This window comes from Streptomyces sp. NPDC048650, from assembly GCF_043199095.1.
Lineage (GTDB): Bacteria > Actinomycetota > Actinomycetes > Streptomycetales > Streptomycetaceae > Streptomyces.
The window spans coordinates 399,248-418,238 of record NZ_JBICVM010000005.1; the positions used below are offsets into that span (position 1 = coordinate 399,248).

The 18,991-nt window shown below is 70.2% G+C and carries 18 protein-coding genes; 10 read left to right on the top strand and 8 right to left on the bottom strand.

Annotated elements, in window-relative coordinates; translation table 11 throughout:
• Positions 1-3: 3 nt before the first annotated feature.
• The 7 genes from ACGFML_RS17010 (at position 4) to ACGFML_RS17040 (ending at position 6,712) form a co-directional block, all read left to right on the top strand.
• A complete protein-coding gene (locus tag ACGFML_RS17010) occupies positions 4-876 on the top strand; it encodes an ABC transporter ATP-binding protein (RefSeq protein WP_393544409.1) in 873 nt (290 codons plus the stop codon).
• Positions 873-1,859 (top strand): ABC transporter permease, encoded by a 987-nt coding sequence (locus ACGFML_RS17015; RefSeq protein ID WP_393544411.1) that lies wholly within the window; start codon positions 873-875, stop codon positions 1,857-1,859. Before ACGFML_RS17010 ends, ACGFML_RS17015 begins: the two co-directional genes overlap by 4 nt.
• A gap of 43 nt (positions 1,860-1,902) precedes the next feature.
• A complete protein-coding gene (locus ACGFML_RS17020) occupies positions 1,903-3,261 on the top strand; it encodes an LLM class flavin-dependent oxidoreductase (protein WP_393544413.1) in 1,359 nt (452 codons plus the stop codon).
• Positions 3,258-4,850 carry an FAD-binding protein gene (locus ACGFML_RS17025; RefSeq protein WP_393544415.1) on the top strand — a complete coding sequence of 531 codons (1,593 nt, stop codon included), beginning with the start codon at positions 3,258-3,260 and terminating at the stop codon, positions 4,848-4,850. Before ACGFML_RS17020 ends, ACGFML_RS17025 begins: the two co-directional genes overlap by 4 nt.
• Positions 4,847-5,215, top strand: a complete 369-nt coding sequence (locus ACGFML_RS17030) for a 4Fe-4S dicluster domain-containing protein (RefSeq protein WP_393544417.1) — start codon at positions 4,847-4,849, stop codon at positions 5,213-5,215. Before ACGFML_RS17025 ends, ACGFML_RS17030 begins: the two co-directional genes overlap by 4 nt.
• Before the next feature lie 52 nt (positions 5,216-5,267).
• On the top strand, positions 5,268-6,167 hold the full coding sequence (locus tag ACGFML_RS17035; protein ID WP_393544419.1) for a TauD/TfdA dioxygenase family protein: 900 nt from the start codon (positions 5,268-5,270) through the stop codon (positions 6,165-6,167).
• 311 nt (positions 6,168-6,478) lie between these two features.
• Entirely contained in the window at positions 6,479-6,712 is a 234-nt protein-coding gene (locus ACGFML_RS17040) for a hypothetical protein (protein WP_393544421.1), read from the top strand.
• 33 nt (positions 6,713-6,745) lie between these two features.
• On the opposite strand, the gene ACGFML_RS17045 is transcribed toward ACGFML_RS17040, so the two are convergent.
• Positions 6,746-7,897, bottom strand: coding sequence for an agmatine deiminase family protein (locus tag ACGFML_RS17045; RefSeq protein ID WP_393544423.1), 1,152 nt, complete (start codon positions 7,895-7,897; stop codon positions 6,746-6,748).
• Between the two features lie 93 nt (positions 7,898-7,990).
• Here ACGFML_RS17045 and ACGFML_RS17050 point away from each other — a divergent pair, with 93 nt between their 5' ends.
• The gene (locus ACGFML_RS17050; RefSeq protein ID WP_393544425.1) at positions 7,991-8,566 is read left to right on the top strand and encodes a TetR/AcrR family transcriptional regulator; all 576 of its coding nucleotides are present in this window, start codon (positions 7,991-7,993) and stop codon (positions 8,564-8,566) included.
• A 118-nt stretch (positions 8,567-8,684) separates the two neighbouring features.
• Here the strand turns inward: ACGFML_RS17050 and ACGFML_RS17055 are convergent, their stop codons facing one another.
• The 3 genes from ACGFML_RS17055 to ACGFML_RS17065 form a co-directional block, all read right to left on the bottom strand.
• Entirely contained in the window at positions 8,685-10,772 is a 2,088-nt protein-coding gene (locus tag ACGFML_RS17055) for a SpoIIE family protein phosphatase (protein WP_393544427.1), read from the bottom strand.
• Between the two features lie 481 nt (positions 10,773-11,253).
• On the bottom strand, positions 11,254-11,919 hold the full coding sequence (locus ACGFML_RS17060) for a TetR/AcrR family transcriptional regulator (RefSeq protein WP_393544429.1): 666 nt from the start codon (positions 11,917-11,919) through the stop codon (positions 11,254-11,256).
• Positions 11,920-11,946: 27 nt separating this feature from the next.
• Positions 11,947-13,335, bottom strand: coding sequence for an MFS transporter (locus ACGFML_RS17065; protein ID WP_393544431.1), 1,389 nt, complete (start codon positions 13,333-13,335; stop codon positions 11,947-11,949).
• A 571-nt stretch (positions 13,336-13,906) separates the two neighbouring features.
• Here ACGFML_RS17065 and ACGFML_RS17070 point away from each other — a divergent pair.
• A complete protein-coding gene (locus tag ACGFML_RS17070) occupies positions 13,907-14,503 on the top strand; it encodes a dihydrofolate reductase family protein (RefSeq protein WP_393544433.1) in 597 nt (198 codons plus the stop codon).
• A gap of 516 nt (positions 14,504-15,019) precedes the next feature.
• Positions 15,020-15,439: a molybdopterin-binding protein gene (locus tag ACGFML_RS17075; protein ID WP_393544435.1), complete on the top strand. Its 420-nt coding sequence runs from the start codon at positions 15,020-15,022 to the stop codon at positions 15,437-15,439.
• 87 nt (positions 15,440-15,526) lie between these two features.
• On the opposite strand, the gene ACGFML_RS17080 is transcribed toward ACGFML_RS17075, so the two are convergent.
• From ACGFML_RS17080 to ACGFML_RS17095, 4 genes are all read right to left on the bottom strand, one after another.
• Positions 15,527-16,165, bottom strand: a complete 639-nt coding sequence (locus ACGFML_RS17080) for a molybdopterin-dependent oxidoreductase (RefSeq protein WP_393544437.1) — start codon at positions 16,163-16,165, stop codon at positions 15,527-15,529.
• Between the two features lie 712 nt (positions 16,166-16,877).
• Positions 16,878-17,333 (bottom strand): hypothetical protein, encoded by a 456-nt coding sequence (locus ACGFML_RS17085; protein ID WP_393544439.1) that lies wholly within the window; start codon positions 17,331-17,333, stop codon positions 16,878-16,880.
• Positions 17,334-17,500: 167 nt separating this feature from the next.
• Positions 17,501-18,484 carry a GNAT family N-acetyltransferase gene (locus tag ACGFML_RS17090; RefSeq protein ID WP_393544441.1) on the bottom strand — a complete coding sequence of 328 codons (984 nt, stop codon included), beginning with the start codon at positions 18,482-18,484 and terminating at the stop codon, positions 17,501-17,503.
• A gap of 69 nt (positions 18,485-18,553) precedes the next feature.
• The gene (locus tag ACGFML_RS17095) at positions 18,554-18,901 is read right to left on the bottom strand and encodes a YciI family protein (protein WP_393544443.1); all 348 of its coding nucleotides are present in this window, start codon (positions 18,899-18,901) and stop codon (positions 18,554-18,556) included.
• Positions 18,902-18,991 lie beyond the last annotated feature (90 nt).

Sequence of the window (18,991 nt, forward strand, 5' to 3'; positions counted from 1 at the left end):
GACATGTCGGAATCCAGCGAATCCGGCGCACCCAAGATCGAGTTCGAGCAGGTGCGCAAGACCTTTCCCGCCAAGAGTCCCGCCAAGAGGGGGAGGGCCCAGGGCCGCGGCTCGGCGCACGGCGACGGCGAGTTCACCGCCCTGGACGGTGTCGACCTGCGGATCGACGCGGGGGAGTTCGTCGTCGTGGTCGGTCCCAGCGGATGCGGCAAGTCCACGCTCCTGGACCTGCTGGGCGGACTCACCCGCCCGACCGGCGGGCGGATCCTTCTGGACGGGGAACCCGTGACCGGGCCCGGCCTGGACCGCGGAATCGTCTTCCAGCAGTACGCCCTGCTGCCCTGGCGCACCGCCCTGGGCAACGTCGAGTTCGGCCTGGAGGCGACCGGCGTGCCACGACGTGAGCGGGCCGCGCGTGCCCGCGAATACCTGGACCTGGTCGGGCTCACCGGATTCGAGAACCGTCACCCGCACGAGCTGTCGGGCGGCATGCGCCAGCGCGTGGCCATCGCCCGCTCTCTCGCCTACGACCCCGACGTCCTGCTGATGGACGAGCCGTTCGCCGCGCTGGACGCCCAGACCAGGGAGTCGCTCCAGGACGAGCTGCTGGGTATCTGGCAGCGCACCGGCAAGACCGTCGTCTTCATCACCCACGGCATCGAGGAGGCCGTCTATCTGGGCCGGCGGGTGGCCGTCATGACCTCCAGGCCCGGTCGCATCAAGCAGGTCGTGCCGATCGGCCTCGACTCCCGCACGGCGACGGACGACCTACGGTCCAGCCCCGAGTTCGCACGGTACCGACACGAGATCTGGACGCTGCTGCACGACGAGGTGACCAGAACCCAACTGCTGGAGAAGGAGGAGGTCTCCGTATGAGCCTCGCAAGCGGTCCGAGCACTCGACGCAAGACCCCGGACAATCTCAAGGACCGGGAGGAACCAAAGGCCCAGGAGGAACCCTCCGCGCCGACCACCGGCACGCCGTCGGCGCCCGTAGTGGAGGCCGCAGAGGGAGCCGCAGAGGGAGCCGCGACCGTCCTGCCGATCGCGCTGAGCAGGCCGCGGCTCCACCGCCCTCCCGCGCTGCCCCGCATCCTGCGCGCGGTACTGACCGGCGCCACCAAGTCGGTCGCGATCGTCGCCCTGCTGCTCGCGTGGGAGCTGGCGCCCCGCTTCGGCCTGGTGGACGGGACCTTCCTGCCGCCGTTCAGTGAGGTGGCCCGGGCATGGTGGGAGCTCGTCGCCAACGGCCAGCTCGCCGACAACGCGCAGGCGAGCCTGGTCCGTTCGTTCACCGGATTCGGCATAGCCGTCGCCGTGTCCGTACCGCTGGGCCTGCTCATCGGTTGGTACCGGCCCCTCGCCGATATCCTCAACCCGTTGCTTCAGGTCTTCCTCAACACCGCCGCCCTGGCCCTGCTGCCGGTGTTCGTACTGCTCCTCGGCATCGGCGAGACGTCGAAGATCTCCATCGTGGTGTACGCGTGCGCGTGGCCGATCCTGTTCAACACCATCAGCGCGGTACGCACCGTCGACCCCACGCTGCTGAGGCTGGCGAAGTCCATGGACCTGTGCGCCCCAAGGCTGTTCCAGAAGGTCATCCTGCCGGCCTCGGTGCCGACGATCTTCACCGGAATCCGGCTGGCCGGGGCGGTGTCCATCGTCGTCCTGGTCGCCGCCGAGATGATCGGCGCCAAGGCCGGTCTCGGCTATCTGATCAACGCCTCCCAGTACAACTTCGCCATTCCGCAGATGTATGCGGGCATCGTCACCATCTCCGTCATCGGCGTGGCCTTCAACCAGCTGCTGGTGGCCGTGGAGAAGCGGCTCAGCTCGTGGCGCGTCCCTGCGACGAGCTGACGCTCGCGTCCGCCCCTGCGCAACGAACCCAGAGGAGTCCTCCATGCCCGCAGCCGGCCCCCGCCGCCTCCATCTCAACGCCTTCCTGATGAACGCCGGTCACCACGACGCCGCCTGGCGCCATCCGCGTACCCGGCCCGAACACGTCACCGACCGGCACTACTTCCAGCACCTCGCCCAGACCGCCGAACGCGGCAAGCTCGACTCCATCTTCTTCGCCGACGGCTTGGCCCTACGGGGCCAGGCCACACACAACGCGCTCGGCGGTTTCGAACCGCTCACGCTGCTGTCCGCCCTGGCGACGGTGACCGAGCACATCGGCCTGATCGCCACCGTCTCCACCACCTTCAACGAGCCCTTCCACACCGCTCGGAAGTTCGCCTCCCTCGACCACCTCAGCGGCGGGCGCGCCGGCTGGAACATCGTCACCTCCGGCACCGTGGACGAGGCCCGCAACTTCGGGCACGACGAGCACCTCGAACACGGCCTGCGCTACGACCGGGCGCGGGAGTTCGTGGACGTCGCCACCAAGCTCTGGGACAGCTGGGAGGACGACGCGGTCCTGCTCGACCGCCAGCGCGGGATCTACGTGGACGCCGGCAAGGTGCAGCCCATCGACCACCGCGGGGAGCACTTCGCCGTACAGGGCCCACTGAACGTGCAGCGCAGCCCGCAGGGGCACCCGCTGCTGGTGCAGGCCGGTTCGTCCGAGGACGGCAAGGAGTTCGCCGCCCAGTACGCCGAGGCCGTGTTCACCGCGCAGCAGACCCTCGCCGACGGGCAGGGCTTCTACAAGGACGTCAAGAACCGCCTCGCCCGCTACGGACGTGCCGAGAACGACCTGAAGATCCTTCCCGGGATCTGCCCGGTCATCGGCGCGACGGAGGCGGAGGCCCACGCTCTGGAGCAGGAGCTGACCGATCTCCAGGTGCCGGAGTACGGACTCGCCCAGCTGTCGGGCATGCTCGGCACCGACCTGACCGGACTGCCGCTGGACGGCCCGCTGCCCGCGCTGCCCGAGGAGCGGGACATCAACGGCAACAAGAGCCGCTTCACGCTGGTCGCCGAACTGGCCCGGCGCGACGGACTGACGCTGCGCGAGCTCATCGCGCGCCTCGGCGGCGGGCGCGGCCACCGGGTCTTCGCCGGGACGCCGGAGCAGATAGCCGACCAGCTCGAAGAGTGGTTCACCCAGGGAGCCGCCGACGGCTTCAACGTCATGCCGCCGCATCTGCCCGGCGGCCTGGAGGACTTCGTCGACCACGTCGTGCCGATCCTCCAAGGCCGGGGCCTCTTCCGCACCGAGTACACCGGTCGCACCCTGCGCGAGCATTACGGCCTGCCCCGCCCCGCAGGCCGGCTCGCCCCCTCCGTCACCGCCGCCGAGGGACAGCCGGCATGACCGGGCTCGACCTCACCACGGACGTCCTGGTGGTGGGCGGCGGCCCCGCCGCCACCTGGGCAGCGCTCAAGTCGGCCCAGGCCGGTGCGGAGGTGATCCTCGCCGACAAGGGCTACTGCGGCACCAGCGGCGCGACCGCGTCGAGCGGCACCGGGGTCTGGTACGTCCCGCCGGAGCCCGCCGCACGGGAGGCGGCCATGGCGAGCCGGGAGAAGCTCGGCGGACATCTCGACGACCGACGCTGGAAGGAACGCGTCCTGGACCAGACGTACGCGGGCATGAACGAGCTGGCCGCGGCGGGCCGGTACCCCTTCCCCACCGGGCCGGACGGGACACCGCTCAGAAACGGCCTGCAAGGGCCCGAGTACATGCGCCGGATGCGTATCCGCGTCCAGCGGGCCGGGGCGCGCATCCTCGACCACAGTCCGGTCACCGAGCTGTTGACGGACCCGTCCGGGGTGGTCGCCGGGGCCCGCGGCTACCGGCGGCAGGCGGGTGGGGCGTACCGGGTGCGCGCGGGGGCGGTGGTCCTGGCGACCGGCGGCTGTGCGTTCCTCAGCGGAGCGCTCGGCTGCAACGTCAACACCGGAGACGGCGCCCTGTTCGCCGCCGAGACGGGTGCCGAGCTGTCCGGCATGGAGTTCTCCAACGCCTACGGCATCGCGCCCGAGGGCACCTCGGTCACCAAGTCTGCGTTCTACTCGTTCGCGACCTTCTCCCACGAGGACGGAACTCTCCTGGAAGGCGCGGCGAGCCAGGGCGGCCGGTCGGTGATCGCCCGCGCCCTGCTGCACGAGAAGGTGTACTGCCGTCTCGACCGCGCCGACCCCTCGGCCCGGCGGGCGATGCGGCTGGCCCAGCCGAACTTCTTCCTCACCTTCGACCGGCTCGGCATCGACCCGTTCACCCAACGGTTCGCGATCACGCTGCTCGCCGAGGGCACGGTGCGGGGCACCGGCGGCATCCGCATCACCGGTGACGACTGCGCCACCACGGTCCCCGGGCTGTACGCGGCCGGGGACGCCGCCACCCGCGAGCTGATCTGCGGCGGCTTCACCGGGGGCGGCAGCCACAACGCCGCCTGGGCCATCTCGTCGGGCACCTGGGCGGGCCAGGGTGCGGCCCGGTACGCCCTGTCCTTCGGGCGCCGGGCCGCCGGCCGCCGACTGGCACCGACGGGCGGGGCGGGCCTCCGGCCGACCCGGGCACCGGGCCCGCCAGGTGCCCACCGTGACGTGATCGCGGCGGTTCAGGGCGAGGTCCTGCCGTACGAGAAGAACTACCTGCGCCACGGCGCGGTTCTCACCACCTCGCTGGCAGCCCTCGACGCCACCTGGGACGAGGCCCGCGCCGCACTGCTCGGCAGCGGGCCGGATGTCGTAGGGGCCCGCGAGGCCGCGGCGATGACCGCACACGCCCGCTGGATGTACGCCGCCGCGCTCGCGCGCACCGAGAGCCGCGGCATGGCACGACGCCTCGACTTCCCCGATCGGGACCCCGCGCAGCGCCACCGCATCGTCACCGGCGGACTCGACGAGGTGTGGACCCGGCCCGAGCCCGTGGCCGCACTCCTGGAGGCAGCCTCGTGATCGAGTTCGTCTCCGCGGAGCGGTGCATCGCCTGCGACAAGTGCATCACGGTCTGCCCGACCAACGTCTTCGACCGAGGCGAGGACGGCATTCCGGTCCTGGCCCGCCACACGGACTGCCAGACCTGCTTCCAGTGCGAGGCGAACTGCCCCGCCGACGCCCTCTATGTCGCCCCGCAGACACATCCCCTGCCCGACGAACCCACCGTCCGGGACGCGGCCGGTCTCGACCGAGCCGGCCTGCTCGGTGGCTACCGCCGCCGCATCGGCTGGGGGCGAGGCCGCACCCCCGGCGCCCGTCTGGCCATAGGACCGCACCTCAACCCACCCGACCCCAACGGAACCTCCCTGCCCATCACCTCCTGAGAGTGACGCACCACCTCCTGAGATCGCCGAAACTCCCGAAAGGAACACGCACATGAGCACCAGCACAGGCTTCGACATCCGCCGGATCGGCGGACGCATCGGTGCCGAGATCGTCGGCGTCGACCTCTCCACCGACCTCGACCCGGCGATCGTCGCCGAGATCAACGCGGCACTGCTGGAACACAAGGCGCTGGTCTTCCGCGGCCAGCAGCTGGACGACGCCGGGCAATTGCGCTTCGCCGCCCTCTTCGGCGACCTCACCACCGCCCACCCCACCGTCCCGTCCGTGGACGGGCAGCCCAACATCCTGCCCGTCGACGGGGACGAGGGCATCCGCGCCAACCACTGGCACACCGACGTCACCTTCGTCCGCACACCCCCGAAGGCATCGACCCTGCGCAGCATCGTCGTCCCGCCCTACGGCGGTAACACCCTGATCGCCAACTCGGCCGGGGCCTACCAGGATCTGCCCGAGCCGCTGCGCGAGCTGGCGGACAAGCTGTGGGCGGTGCACACCAACGACTACGACTACGCCGCCCCGAAGAACGACAAGGCGGCCGAGCACCGCAAGCGCTTCGTCTCGCGCAAGTACCGCACCGCCCACCCGGTGGTACGCGTGCACCCCGAGACGGGGGAGCGCGGCCTGTTCATCGGCGGCTTCGCGCAGACCGTCGAGGGCCTCGGCCCCTCCGAGTCCCGGGACCTGCTGCGCATCTTCCAGTCGTACGTGACGCGGCCGGAGAACATCCTCCGGGTGGCCTGGACACCGGGTGACCTCGTCCTGTTCGACAACCGCATCACCCAGCACTACGCCCCCGACGACTACGGCGACCTTCCGCGCCTGCTGCATCGGGTGACCGTGGCCGGGGACGCTCCGGTGGGCATCGACGGCACCGCCAGCCGGGTCATCGAAGGCGGTGACACCGACCACTACACACCCGCCGTGGCCTGACGCCCACGGGACCTTCGGCCGCCGGGCCCCTCTGGATCGCCTCCTGGGGCACCCCCCAGGAGGCGCTCGGAGTACGCCGGCCGTGCCGAGCCGAAGGAGATCATCCCTGTCGTATGTCGCGAGACCCATGGCGACCTCATGCGCCGCAAGCCGGTGGCCGCTCTCACCGCGGCCGCCGCCCCGGCCGACGGCGGCGGTCTGCACCGCAGGGTCGGCACCCCGGCATCGGGTGAATTATCACCTTGTTCCCAATTGGGTGGTTGCGTGTACTGTCCTCAGAGGTAGTTCCCCACGCGATGGAGCTGGGAGTCATGATGAAGAAGATCATCGCGATAGCGTTCGTGACCGCACTGATCGGCGCCGGAAGCGCCGGCATCGCCTCCGCGGCCACCGCGTTGCCGGGGTCCCCGCCGGGCCGTGACACCGTCACCACGACGTTCCACTGCCCCGCCCCGCGCGGCACCTTCACGATCACGTCGGACCCGTGGGTGATGGGTCAGTACGAGCGGTATTACGGCGAGCAAGGCTGCACGTACGCCTCGTAGCCGGCGGCGCCATGGTGTTCATGGCCGGTGGCCTCACCGACGTGCTCGCCCCGCGGTCTTGGGGAGTTGCTGGGTGGAGCAGTGGATGCCGCCCCCTCCCTCGCCGAGGGTGTCGACGGGCAGTTGCACGACCTTCCGCCCCGGGTACAGCTCGCGCACGATGGACCTGGCATCGCTGTCGGCCTTCTTGTCGCCGAAGCCGGGCAGGATGACCGCACCGTTGACCACGTAGTAGTTCACGTAACTGGCCAGGAATCCGTCCCCGCGGCGGCCGATGTCGACCGGTTCGGGCAGCTCGACGACTTCGAGCCGTTTGCCCCGGGCGTCCACGGCCCTGTCCAGGACCTTCCGGGCCTGGTCGTAGGCGTCGGTCCAGAGGTCCTGCGGGGCCTCCTCGTCCGGTGTGCTCATGACCACGACGCCGGGTTCGGAAAACCGAGCCAGCGCATCGACGTGGTAGTCCGTGATGTCCTTGCCCCTGACGCCGTCCACCCAGATCACCGCGGTGATGCCGAACAGAGCCTTGAGCGCCCGCTCGATCTCGTCGCGGGATTTTCCGGCATTGCGATTCCCGTTGACCAGGGAACTCTCGGTCGCCAACAGGGTGCCCTTGCCGTCGACCTCGATCGAGCCGCCCTCACCGATGATCGGCGCCTTGATCCTGGTGATGCGCTCGTCGTCCAGGATCGCCGCTGCGACCTGACCGTCGCGGCCGTGCGTCTGCTTGCCACCCCAGCCGTTGAAGTTGAGGTCCACTCCGGCGATGCCGTCGGGCCCGAGCACGAAGGCCGGCCCGATGTCGCGCATCCACAGGTCGTCCACCGGAATCGGTACGACCTCCACCCCGGAGCCGCAGGCCCGCCGAGCCGCCTTCACATCCTTGTCATTGGCCAGGAGGGCCACCGGCTCGAACTCGGCGATGGTCCGCGCGATCCGCGCGATGTCCTCACGCACGCCGTAGATGTCCGACTTCCAGATCTGCCGGGTGGGCCATGACATATAGGTCAGCTCGTGGGGGTGGGCCTCGTCGGGCATCCGCCACCCACCGGCCGGCGTCGCCCCCACGGAAGCACCGCCGCCGCCCTGTGCCGGCCGGCTGCTCTCCTGGGTGCTGCAGGCACTCAGCGCCGCACCGAAGGCGGCCAGGGCCCCGGCCTGCAGGGTCTGGCGTCTGGATATGCGCACGATCGACCTCCTGACTGAAAATTTAGTCAACACGATGGTACGGCATGATCGGACCCAGCCACATGTTGATCCTCCAGGCAGTGGGAGCACTCGATGCCGGACAGGCCCGCCCAGATCCTCGAAGCCGCAGCCCGGTTGATCGCCCGACGCGGCGTGCGCGGGCTGCGCGTCGAGGAGGTCTCCGCGGAGGCCGGCGTCTCGACGGCACTGATCTACTACCACTTCAAGGACCGCGCCGGGCTGCTGCGCCGCACGCTGGAGTTCATCAACCAACGCGCCGTGCGCTACACCGACGCCGCCATGGGCCTCTCCGACGATCCGCGTACCCAACTCACCGAACTGCTGCTCCTGGAACTGCAGGACACCCCCCAGATCAGGGAGAACAGCGCCGCCTGGGGCGAGTTCCGCGCCACCGCAGTCTTCGACCCGGACCTGAGGGAACAGCTCGCCACCTCGACCAGGGAGTGGGTCGAGGACCTCACACACCTGGTGCGCCAGGCCCAGGCCGCCGGCCTGGCCGGCCCCGAGGTCATCCCGAGTGCCGCTGCCGAACGCCTCACCGCCCTGGTCGAGGGCCTGAGCGAACGATGGCTGAGCGGGACCACACCACTCGATCGCGCCCACGAGCTACTCCGTGACGCCATCGCCATGGAACTCCGCCGGCCATGACCTGCGGCTGCGCCGCGGACCTCCTCCTCCGACGCCGGTGCCGTCGGCCAAGGGCGGCCCACCACGTCGGGCAGTCGCTTTGCGCCTGGCCGGGAGCGGGACGACTACGCGGAGCGTGTCACTGACGAGCCGGCACTCCGCAGGCCCGGACGGTCAGCAGGGCCACGTCGTCGTGTTCCCAGGGGCTGCGCAGTGTGTACAGGAGTACGTCGCAGGTCTCCTCCAGAGACCGCTCCGGTCCGGTGAGGAAGGCGAGGAGGGCATCGAGGCGTTCGTCGATGGGTTGGTCGCGGGTCTCGACCAGGCCATCGGTGTAGAGGACCAGTTCGTCGCCCGGGCTCAGGGTGAGTGTGGTGGTGTGGAAGGGGACGTCGCCGACGCCGAGGGGGGCGCCGGTGGGCAGGTCGAGCAGTTCGGCGTCCTGGCCGGGGCGGACCAGGGCGGGGGGCAGATGTCCGGCGTTGGCGATGCGGCATTGGTGATGGTGGGGGTCGTAAATGGCGTAGATGCAGGTGGTGATGGTCTGCCCCATGCGATCGGCGAGGTTGTCGAGATGGTGCAGCACATGGGCGGGGTCGAGGTCGAGTTCGGCGAAGGCGCGCGTCGCGGTGCGCAACTGGCCCATGGTGGCGGCGGCGTTGACGCCACTGCCCATGACGTCGCCGACGACGAGCGCGGTCTTGTCGTCGGCGAGGGGGATGACGTCGAACCAGTCACCGCCGATCTCGCTGGCGATGGAGGCGGGCTGGTAGCGGTTGGCGATCTCCAGCCCGGGCCGCGGCTCCGGGTGCTCGGGCAGCAGGCTGCGCTGGAGGGTGAGCGCGGTGTGGCGTTGGCTCTCGTACCAGCGTGCGTTGTCGATGCACAGCGCCGCCCGCGTCGCGAGTTCGCCGGCCAGCACCTCGTCGGCGCGGTTGAACGGGTGGGGATTGTCCGTGCGTTTGAGGTCGAGCGCGCCGAGGACTTTGCCACGGGCGATCAGCGGCACAACCAAGTAGGAGTGGAGCCCCGACCGGGCAAGGAGGTCGGCGGCCTCCCGGCTGCCGGCGATGCGCGGCAGGTCGCCGGCCTCCACATGCGGCACGAGGACGGCGCGGCCGGTGCGCACACACTGAGTGACCAGCCGGTCGGCGTCGTACTGGCTGAGTTCGCCCGACGGATCGGCGGCAGCGGCAGGCTCCGTCGTCGACGCAGCCGCGACCGCCAGGACACGGAACAGTACCGGGCCGTCGGGTGAGATGAGGGGCGAGCGATGGGTCAGGACGCCGTCGAGCACGTGGGTTGCGGCCACGTCGGCCAGCGCCGGCGCGGACATCTCGGCGAGTTCCTTCGCGGTCTGGTCGACGTCCAGGGTGGTACCGATCCGCAGGGAGGCTTCGGCCACGAGCGCCAGGCTCCGCCTGGCCTGCACGGCCTCGACCGTGGCGCGGTACCGCTCGGTGACGTCGACCACGGAGACGGCCACTCCCAGTACCGTCCCGTTCGACGCCTCCAGTCGGTAGTAGGACACCGACCACGCGTGCTCAGCGTCCGGGGCGGCGGCGGTGCGCCCGACGGACTGTTGGTCAACTATGGGGGTTCCGGTGGTCAGGACCTTCCGCATCGCGGACTCGATGGCCTCGGCGTCCAAGAACGGAAGTGCCTCTCGGACGCTGCGGCCCACATGCGCGGCCGCGGGCAGACCGTTGATGCGCTCCAGCGCCGGGTTGACGCTCACGTACCGAAGATCGGTGTCCAGCACCGCCAGACCGATCGGGGACTGGGAGATCAGCCGGGTGGACAGCGCCAGATCCCGCTCCACCCCGCGCAGCGTCGCCTGGCCGGTCGCCAGTCCCAAGGCGTACAGGTCCTTGTTCTGGTCTTCCAGCCGCATGTTGCGGAACTCCACCAGCCTGGTGCTGCCGTCCTTGTGCCGCACCGGAAAGACCCCCGCCCAGTGCCCTTCTCCCGCCATGACCTGGGTGAACAGATGGATGACCAGTTCCAGGTGCTCTTCGTTCACCAGCAGCCGCCCCGCGAACTGGCCGAGGGCCTCGCCGGCCCGGTAGCCGAAGAGGTCTTCGGCCTGCGGGCTCCACAGGACGATCCGCCCCTCACCGTCGAGCACGACCGCAGCGACGCTGAGCACGTCCAGCAAGCCGCCCGGCTCGGACGTCACGCCCTGTTGCAGGCCGTCTCCGGCGGAGGAGGAATCAGCTGCGCTCATCGCTGGGCTCCTTCCGGGCGCAGCGGCCACGGCTCCCGCACAGGGCGTTGGTCGGGTGCATCGGTCGCCCACCTCCGAGGGGTGCAGCTCAGGCGTGGTTGCCGAAGCGTGAGGGAGGGGTCTTGGCAGATCATCCCCTTGGGCTCGGGGCTCCGTGGGGCGGACACGATGGTGGGGGACTGCACGATGGTGGGGGACTGAGGTGGCCTCCGGTCGGTACGCGGTCGCGATGGCGGCGGTCCGCCGTCCGCACCGTCCACGCGGGGGAGGTCACGTGTGGGCGGTGCCTTCTCACAGGCTAGCCTCTTTGTCGATATTGAGGTGTTGTGGACGGATCGAGCGGGCATTGCCGGATACCTGGCCGGAGCTGTCCGCGTCGCCGGCCGGCTCGGGGCATCCCCACCGTGCGGCCCGACGTCTGAGTGGGCTCGGGTCACATCACGCCCGGCATACCTATGCAGCCACTTCCGATGGGATGTGGTCAGAAGCGCTGCGGTGTCTCCGGCTGATCGGGGGAGTCCTGGACGGAAGTCGTCGAGTCGTTCGCCGGTGACACGGGCGGTGTCGTCGAGGTGGGTGCTTGTGCGGCGGACTCGAGGATGGTGCCGATCGCCTCGGGGCTCATGGCCGACAGGCCGTCGAACTGGCCGCTGGAGCGCAGGGCGATGACGCCGACCAGGCAGGAGATCAGGACCTCGGCCCGAGCGACCGGATCGTCGGCTCCCTCGGCGGCCAATCGGGTGGCGAGCGGTGAGATCAGGCGGGTGCGCAGCTCGTCCGCGGCGGAGGCGCGCACCTCGGGGGCAGTGCCCTGGGAGAGGACTGCCTGCACGAGCGGGCCCGGCGCCCCCCTCTCGTCGGCCCGGCGCAGCGCGTGGGCGGTGAAGGCGTCGAGATCGAAAGGCTCGGGCGACACGGTCACTTCGCGGCTGTCCTCGGCTACCGCCGACTGGTACAGAGCGGCCTTGTTGCCGAAGTACCGTGCGACCAGTGAGCCGTCCGCACCGGCACGCTCACCGATGTCCCGCAGTGTCACCGTGTTGTATCCGTGGCGGCCGAACAGGTCGCGGGCGGCGTCGAGCAGTGCGGCCCGAGTGGCGTCCGAGTCGCGCTTCCTGCCTCGCGCGTGTTCCGTACGCGGGCCCATGGCTGGTCCTTTCCGGTCCGGATGTTCTCAGCGACCGGAGCCGCGGCGGACAATACCGGACTCGTTTTCCACCGACCGCGGGCCGGCTGCCGGGGCCTGTGCCGCGACGCCGCGCGCCGCCTTCGTTGCGGTCCCGCGGCGTGGCGGGAGCAGGAGAGCGCAGATCACCCCCAGGAAGGCCGCCGCGGCGGTGGCCAGGAAGGCCGTGGTGTAGGCGCTGCCCTCGGGGAGGTCTCTGCCGGCCGGAGTGAACGCAAGCATGATCGCCGAGATGGCGGCACTGCCGATGGAACCCCCGACCGTACGCAGTACCTGGTTGAAGCTGGTGGCGCTACCCGTCTCGGACGGCGGAACGTGCCGGACGATGAGCAGGGGCATGACGGCGTACGCGGCCCCCACCCCGGCGCCGAGCAGGAACGTGCCGAGGACGAGCACGGCCAGGTGATCGCGCCACAGAGAGAGCATGACCAGGTCGAGGGTGATGACGAGGGAACCCAGGGGAAGTATCTGGTGGAGCCCGAACCGGGACACCAGTGCTGAGGCGAGACGGTTCGCCATCAGGCTGCCCAGAGACATCGGCAGCAGGACGAGCCCCGCAGCGGTGAGCGAGAGGTGGAAGCCGTACCCGGCCCGTGCGGGGACCTGCGTGTAGAGGTTGACCAGCGACAGCACACCGTACATGCCGATGCCGGCGAGCAGGGCGGTCGCGTTGGCGGCCAGTACCGCTCGGTTGCGCATCAACCGGATGTCGACCAGGGGGTTCGGGGTGCGCAGGGCCTGCATGATCCAGAGGACGAGAACCACGGCTCCGGCGCCGAGGCACCCAAGGGTGGCGCCCGACATCAATCCCCATGTCACACCCTGGCTCACGGCCAGCAGGAGCAGAGTCAAACCCGAGCAGAGCAACACCGCCCCGGTCACGTCCAGCGGACGCCGCGGGGTTGACGACCCCACCGGCACCACCGACTTCACGACGAACAGCGCCCCGGCGCCGAGCAGCGCGGCGAACCAGAACCCGGCGCGGTAGTCGAGGTGCTGGGCGATGACGCCCGTCAAGGGGTAACCGATTCCCGCGCCCACTGACGTGGTGATCGAGAGCGCCGCGATCCCCGACCGCATCCGCTCGGCCGGAAGGTGTTCACGGGCGACGGCGATGGTCAGCGGCAACAGGCCCATGCCCGCACCCTGCAGGATGCGTCCCACCAGCAGCAGTGCGAGGTTCGGCGCGAGCGCAGCCAGCACGCTTCCCATGAACACACAGGTCAGAGCCCCCTGGATGGCCGCGCGTCGGCGCGGCCCGTCGCCGAGTCGACCCAGTACAGGGCCGGCGATCGCGCCGGCCAGCAAGGTCGAGGTCAGCACCCACTGGGCGGCGCTCAGCGAGACATGCTGCTCGCGGGCGATGGTCGGCACCATCGGGGCTCCGAGCGTACTGATCACGGACACCGTCAGGGCCGTGAACATCAACGAGGGCAGCAGTCCTCGCGGTCGATCGGCCCTGCCCCGTCGATCGTCTTCCGCACGCGTATCGGCATGGGTCTCGGCCACCCTGCGATGTCCTTTCGCGGACGTTTGTCATCAATTGGTGTCATCGACCAATGTCAATGGTCAATGACATACGGTACGGCAGGATCTGAGGCCGGTAAAATGGCGCCGGCGTGCACGTCCGATCGCGATCCCGGCCGCCTCTTGTTCAACGCAGCCGCGAGGGCGCAGCCATGGCCCCGGCCGCAGCGCTGTCCGGGGCCGGGGCCACGTCGACATCTCCGCGTGCATCGGCTCGCCGCAGCGGGCGCAGCGCGCTCGGCCCTCTTCGCCGTCAGGTGGTACTCGTACCGTGCGTGCCGGTCGTCGGGGCGGCGCCCACGCACGCTGTGTTCGACGAGGTGGTTGAGCCGCTCGGTCAGGACCCTGCGCGAGATGCCGAGGTCGGCCTGGATCTGGTCATGGAATCTCTTGACGGAACCTCAAAAAAAGGAGTCAGGTGATGGGCAAGGTGTTCAGCGCTTTGGCGGTCTCGGTCGACGGATACATCACCGGCCGTGACCCGGGCCCGGGCCGTGGGCTCGGCGACGGTGGCGCGCTCTTCGACTGGTACTTCAACGGCGATGTCCCCAGCCGGGTGTTCGACGGCTTCCGGCTCAGTGAGCCCAGCGCCCGGTTCTTCGATGCCGTGGCCGGTCGCGTCGGCGCATGTATCGCCGGCCGTCACACGTATGAGGACTCCGACCGATTCGGCGACGGCGGGTCCCCGCACCCGGCGGCGCCGCTGTTCGTGCTCAGCCACCGGCCGGCGCCGCAGATGACCGGCCGTCAGAGGCTGATCACCACCGGGCCGGCGGACGCCGTTGCGGCCGCCCGGGACGCCGCCGAGGGCAAGGACATCGCCCTCATGGGCGGAGTCCTGGTGACCGAAGCCCTCAAGGCGGGGCTGGTCGACGAGCTGATCCTGCACCAGGTGCCCGTCCTGCTCGGTGCCGGCCGTCCCTACTTCCACAGCCTGCCCGAGCACGTTCGGTTGCGGCTGCTGGAGGCCGTCCCGGCACCCGGCGTGACCCACCTCCACTACGAGGTGGTCCGTTGATCCTCAGGTGCGTATCGGCGCCGACGGCCCACGGCGGTGGGCAACGGGCGGGGGAGCGTTGTCGGCCGAGCCTTGTCGGTCGAGCCTTGTCGGCCGAGTGCTGTCGGCCAGGGCGACGTCCGGCAGAGTGTGGGACGCCCGTGTGGGACGCCCGTGCGGGCGGGGGCATCTGACGCACCCTTACCCAATCGGTCTACAAGGGGGGCGTGCGAAGGTGCCGGGTGCGTCACTTTAGGCAAGGCTGCCAGTACGCAACCTTCTCCGGTGCGTTCTCCCCGCCTCTGCGGACCCTGAGCTGGGGCGGGGAGAAAACCGGCGCCCGAAGGCATCCCGCGGCGAGCAAGCCCACGGCCGGAGGTTCGCAACCTGGGCTTCTCTCATGTGCCAGGCGTACGGTTCCGGCGGTCTGGCAGATGGGAAGCCCTGTGGGACGCGCTCGGGTCGCGCGATTACTGTGGGGAACACCGCAGGCGCAAAGCCTGACTTTTCGCATGATTTCCCGGTGAGGCGCATTCCATGAGTCTGAGCATCCGCAACCAGATCCCCGGCACGATCACCGCCGTCACCTCGGGCGAGGTCATGGCGACGGTCAAGGTCCGTCTCGCCGGCGGTCAGGACGTCACCGCCGCGATCACGCTGGAAGCGGTCAAGGAGCTGGGCCTCACGGAGGGTTCCGCGGTGCGCATCCTCGCCAAGTCCACCGAGGTCTCGCTGGCCACTGCCCCCGTAGCGGGCTTGTCCATCCGCAACCAGATCCCCGGCACCGTCGCCGACATCGCCACCGGTGGCGCCATGGCTTCGGTGAAGGTCGCGATCGAGGGCGGCGAGCTGACCGCCGCGGTCACCAAGGAAGCCGTCACCGATCTCGGCCTGGCCGCCGGCTCCACCGTCGTCGCCTTGATCAAGTCGACGGAGCTGTCTCTCGCCGCCGCCTGACCGCAACAGGCCGGTCCCGGCACTCCGCCCGGTGCCGGACGCGGCACTGTCTGCCGGAAAGAACCGTCCCCTGTCGGCCGTCGCGCCTTACAGCGGCGGCCCGTCGCCCTCTTCCTCCTGGTAGGAGTGGCGCCGGCCGCGCCAGACCTCGCCGATGTTGTGGTAGCCGCGCTCTTCCCAGAAACCGCGGCGGTCGGCGGTCATGTACTCGATGCCGCGCAGCCACTTGGCGCTCTTGTAGCCGTAGAGGTGGGGGACGACGAGGCGCAGGGGGAAGCCGTGCTCGGCGGTGAGCGACTCTCCGTTGTGGTGGGTGGCCAGCAGGGTCTGGGCGGAGGTGAAGTCGTTGAGCCGGATGTTGGCGCTGTAGCCGTACTCCGCCCAGGCCATGACGTGTGTGACCTGGGGCGAGGGAGGCGCCAGTGCCAGCAGCGTGGTGGCAGCGACGCCGAACCACTCGTGGCCGGTCGAAGTGGGCCCGGTCCCGCAGTGCAGATCGGCGACGACTTCGACGGTCGGCAGGGCCATGAACTCGTCGAGGACCCAGGTGTGGTTCTCGCCTGTGGCGGTGGCGCCGAAGACCTTCAGGTCCCAGCGGTCGGGCCGGAACCTGGGGACGGGGCCGTAATGCGAGACGGGCCAGCCGCGGGCGAGCCGCTGCCCGGGGGGAAGGAGTCCGTCGGTGGCGTACGGGCCGCTGCCCGGTCCGGGCTCGTCACTTCCCATCGGGTCATCCTCCCTGCTGGTCGACAACGCGGTATCGGACGCATTCTCCTATACGACGGTTCGGCGGATTCGGTCCGTACCCGCGTTGCGGGCGCCTGTCAGCCGGCTGGTGGGCCCACGCTGTTCCGAAGGCCGGGGGCGCTCCACCGACCCCTTCCTGTGGGCCGCGGACGCCTGGCCGGTGTTGACCCAGCGGCGGCCACTTATGGGACTCGCCGACACGGCACCTGCGCCGACCAGGCGGTTCACGGTGCCGAAAGCCCGGAACGAGGAGGGCCGCGATCATGCGCGAGCCGGCAAACACCGCCCAGGCGCGGAGGGCACAGGGCCGCTCGGCCGTGCCGGCCCGACCCATCACCGAGCAAGGCTTCGGGCCCCGCCATCCGGCGGACGCCCTCACGCCGGCTGTCGAGAGCAGGAGGTGGCCGACGCCGGTCCCGGTCTTGACCTCGGCCCCGCTCCCGGTCGTCGTCGGCCGCTCTGTCCCGAGTGGCGCACGGTGGTGCCACGCCCGCGGGTCGGCGCTGACCGAACGACACAGCGCGACGACCCGGCCCTGATGACACCCTGACGCCCCGGGCAGGTGATCTCGTGACGCCCAAGAGCCAGCGGACGGGCCGCAGTTCCTCCGGGTGCGGAGGGTGTCGGCAGCCGAGCCGTCGGGGCAGACCACCTTCCGGTGGGTGTCCCGGCCACGGCCGTACCGGATCCGTTACGTGCCCACCGAGGCCCCGTAGATCGAGAGGGCTGCGATCCCGACCACGCAGGCGACTATTACCCAGTAGCCGAAGCCCCTGCCACCCGTGCGTCGACCGGTTCGCGCGGCCGAGTCGATCGGCTGACGAGGTGCCGCCGGCCTGGATGCAGCTGGTGTGGGACCGGCGGCAGCTTCGGCGAGCAGACGGCGGCAGGTCGCCGCAAGCTGGTCGGTTTCGGTGGAGAGCGACACCACAGCCTCTGAACGCGCCGGGGCCGTGGTCCCACCGTCGAGGATGCGCCCCGCCCGGACGAGGATCTCGTCCCTGCCGCCGGCAGGCGCGAGACTGATCCAGCGCTGTACGTGCTCGCCCCGGATGACCACTCCGCCGGACCGCTCGCGGTAGACGGTGTGCTCCCGCCACAGAGTCTGCGCTAACGCCTGTGCGGTTTCTCGCAGTTGGACGCTCACGATCTCCCCTTCCGCCACCTGGCGAATCGAACAAAGATCGCACTCTAGCGGTAGGTCGCAGCTCTGGACCATTCCGTCGGACCCTCACCCCCGCGCGGGTTCGACGCGAGTTCCGCAGCTGCGCAGGAGGAGAGGGCAGACTCCCGGCGAGGGCTTGCCGAGGTGGGTCAATCCCAGACAAAGTTGAGGGTGCGTTCGAAGTTGACGTATCCGGCGCGGGCGAAGGATTTCGCCATCGGGACGTTGCGGAGGTCCGTCGACGCCCTGATCCGGTCGACGCCCTCTGCGGCCAGGATGCGAGTGCCCTCGGCGAGGATCTCGTCGATGTGGCCGTTGCCGCGGTGCGCGGGCAGGACCCCGATGTACGCGATGATGGGGTGGTAGTTGTTGCGGGCCGGGATGACGAAGCCCACCGGGCCGCCCCCGTCCGGGAGTTCGGCGATGCGCCACCACTCCTGCGGGCTCTTGAACCCGGCGAACTCTCCGTCGTAGTGCCTCTCCGCCGCTTCACGCGGACTCCGTCCGGACGCCTGGTCCGCCCGACCGTGGGCGTCGAGGGTGCCCTCCATGACCGGGGTCATCAGTGCGAGGAGGTCCTCGCGGTCGGCCACCGGGCGGAAGACGAGACGCCCCCTGGGCTCCGGGAGCGGAGACGCCGGAGTCCATTGCAGCCGCAGCCGCTCGACCAGCAGCCGCGCGCCCGTGCCCTCCAGCACGCGCGTGCGGGACTCGACCACGTCGCGGGCCGCTGGGTCCTCACGCCAGTCGGGCGGGACGAAGCGGCCGTACTCCGGGAGCTTCGCGCCCGCCGGAAAGACGGCCGCCGTCGCCGTCTCGAACAGCCGCAGGCCGATCTCGTCGCGTTCGGCCGAGGGCAACGTGTCGTCGATGTCGAAGAAGTCGCACTGCAGCGGAACGTCGCCGCCGGGGGCCGTCCACCAGGCGAGCCGGCCGAGCAGCCGGTCACCGTCCAGGGCCACCCAGGTCCACTCGGGGCGGCGACGGCCGTCGGCGAAGTCGTCGGCCAGCTCGTGGTCGAGGACGTAGGAGAGGCGGCAGAAGAGGCCGATCTCCTCGGGTCCGGTCAGCGGGCGATAGCTCACCGATACCGGTGTCACGTCAGCTCCTGCGAAGGGGTAGGCCGCTCGCATCCCTCCATACGGCGCCGGCCGGGGGCACCGGGTGCCCCCAGCAGACGGTCGTCGAGGGCTGCCTGCGGCTCAGGCGGACTCGAGGATGGGGCGGAGTTCGAGAGCCTCCGGGGTGGGGAAGCCGCGGGCCAGTTCAACGGCCTCGGCGTGGTCGGCCACCTCCAGTACGAACCAACCACCGAGGGTCTCCTCGCCACCGTGGACGGGCCCCTCGGTCACCACCGGAGCTCCGCCCACGGTCTTGCGCACGGTGACCGGGCCCTGGTGCTCGGTGTCGAGGGCGTCGCCGCCTACCAGCTTGCCGGCGGCTGCGATCTCGCCGATCCAGGTCTCGTACGCCTTCCGGTAGGCGTCCCGGTCGGCTTGGATCCGGGCGCGTGACGCATCCGTCTCGAAGATCACAAGTGCGTACTTCATGAGCTGTTCCTCGGTTCCTGAGTTCGCTGTCGACTTTCGGGGGTGGTGCAAGGGGCCTTCACGCCTGGTGCGTCGGCCGGGTGGTGCGTC

Excerpts from the sequence above, each read along its gene's own strand:
- ACGFML_RS17055 (WP_393544427.1), bottom strand. The coding sequence starts at position 10,772 with ATGAGCGCAGCTGATTCCTCCTCCGCCGGAGACGGCCTGCAACAGGGC.
- ACGFML_RS17020 (WP_393544413.1), top strand. The coding sequence starts at position 1,903 with ATGCCCGCAGCCGGCCCCCGCCGCCTCCATCTCAACGCCTTCCTGATG.
- ACGFML_RS17075 (WP_393544435.1), top strand. The coding sequence starts at position 15,020 with ATGAGTCTGAGCATCCGCAACCAGATCCCCGGCACGATCACCGCCGTC.
- ACGFML_RS17050 (WP_393544425.1), top strand. The coding sequence starts at position 7,991 with ATGCCGGACAGGCCCGCCCAGATCCTCGAAGCCGCAGCCCGGTTGATC.
- ACGFML_RS17065 (WP_393544431.1), bottom strand. The coding sequence starts at position 13,335 with ATGGTGCCGACCATCGCCCGCGAGCAGCATGTCTCGCTGAGCGCCGCC.
- ACGFML_RS17025 (WP_393544415.1), top strand. The coding sequence starts at position 3,258 with ATGACCGGGCTCGACCTCACCACGGACGTCCTGGTGGTGGGCGGCGGC.
- ACGFML_RS17095 (WP_393544443.1), bottom strand. The coding sequence starts at position 18,901 with ATGAAGTACGCACTTGTGATCTTCGAGACGGATGCGTCACGCGCCCGG.
- ACGFML_RS17060 (WP_393544429.1), bottom strand. The coding sequence starts at position 11,919 with ATGGGCCCGCGTACGGAACACGCGCGAGGCAGGAAGCGCGACTCGGAC.
- ACGFML_RS17090 (WP_393544441.1), bottom strand. The coding sequence starts at position 18,484 with ATGCGAGCGGCCTACCCCTTCGCAGGAGCTGACGTGACACCGGTATCG.
- ACGFML_RS17015 (WP_393544411.1), top strand. The coding sequence starts at position 873 with ATGAGCCTCGCAAGCGGTCCGAGCACTCGACGCAAGACCCCGGACAAT.
- ACGFML_RS17035 (WP_393544419.1), top strand. The coding sequence starts at position 5,268 with ATGAGCACCAGCACAGGCTTCGACATCCGCCGGATCGGCGGACGCATC.
- ACGFML_RS17080 (WP_393544437.1), bottom strand. The coding sequence starts at position 16,165 with ATGGGAAGTGACGAGCCCGGACCGGGCAGCGGCCCGTACGCCACCGAC.
- ACGFML_RS17070 (WP_393544433.1), top strand. The coding sequence starts at position 13,907 with ATGGGCAAGGTGTTCAGCGCTTTGGCGGTCTCGGTCGACGGATACATC.
- ACGFML_RS17040 (WP_393544421.1), top strand. The coding sequence starts at position 6,479 with ATGATGAAGAAGATCATCGCGATAGCGTTCGTGACCGCACTGATCGGC.
- ACGFML_RS17010 (WP_393544409.1), top strand. The coding sequence starts at position 4 with ATGTCGGAATCCAGCGAATCCGGCGCACCCAAGATCGAGTTCGAGCAG.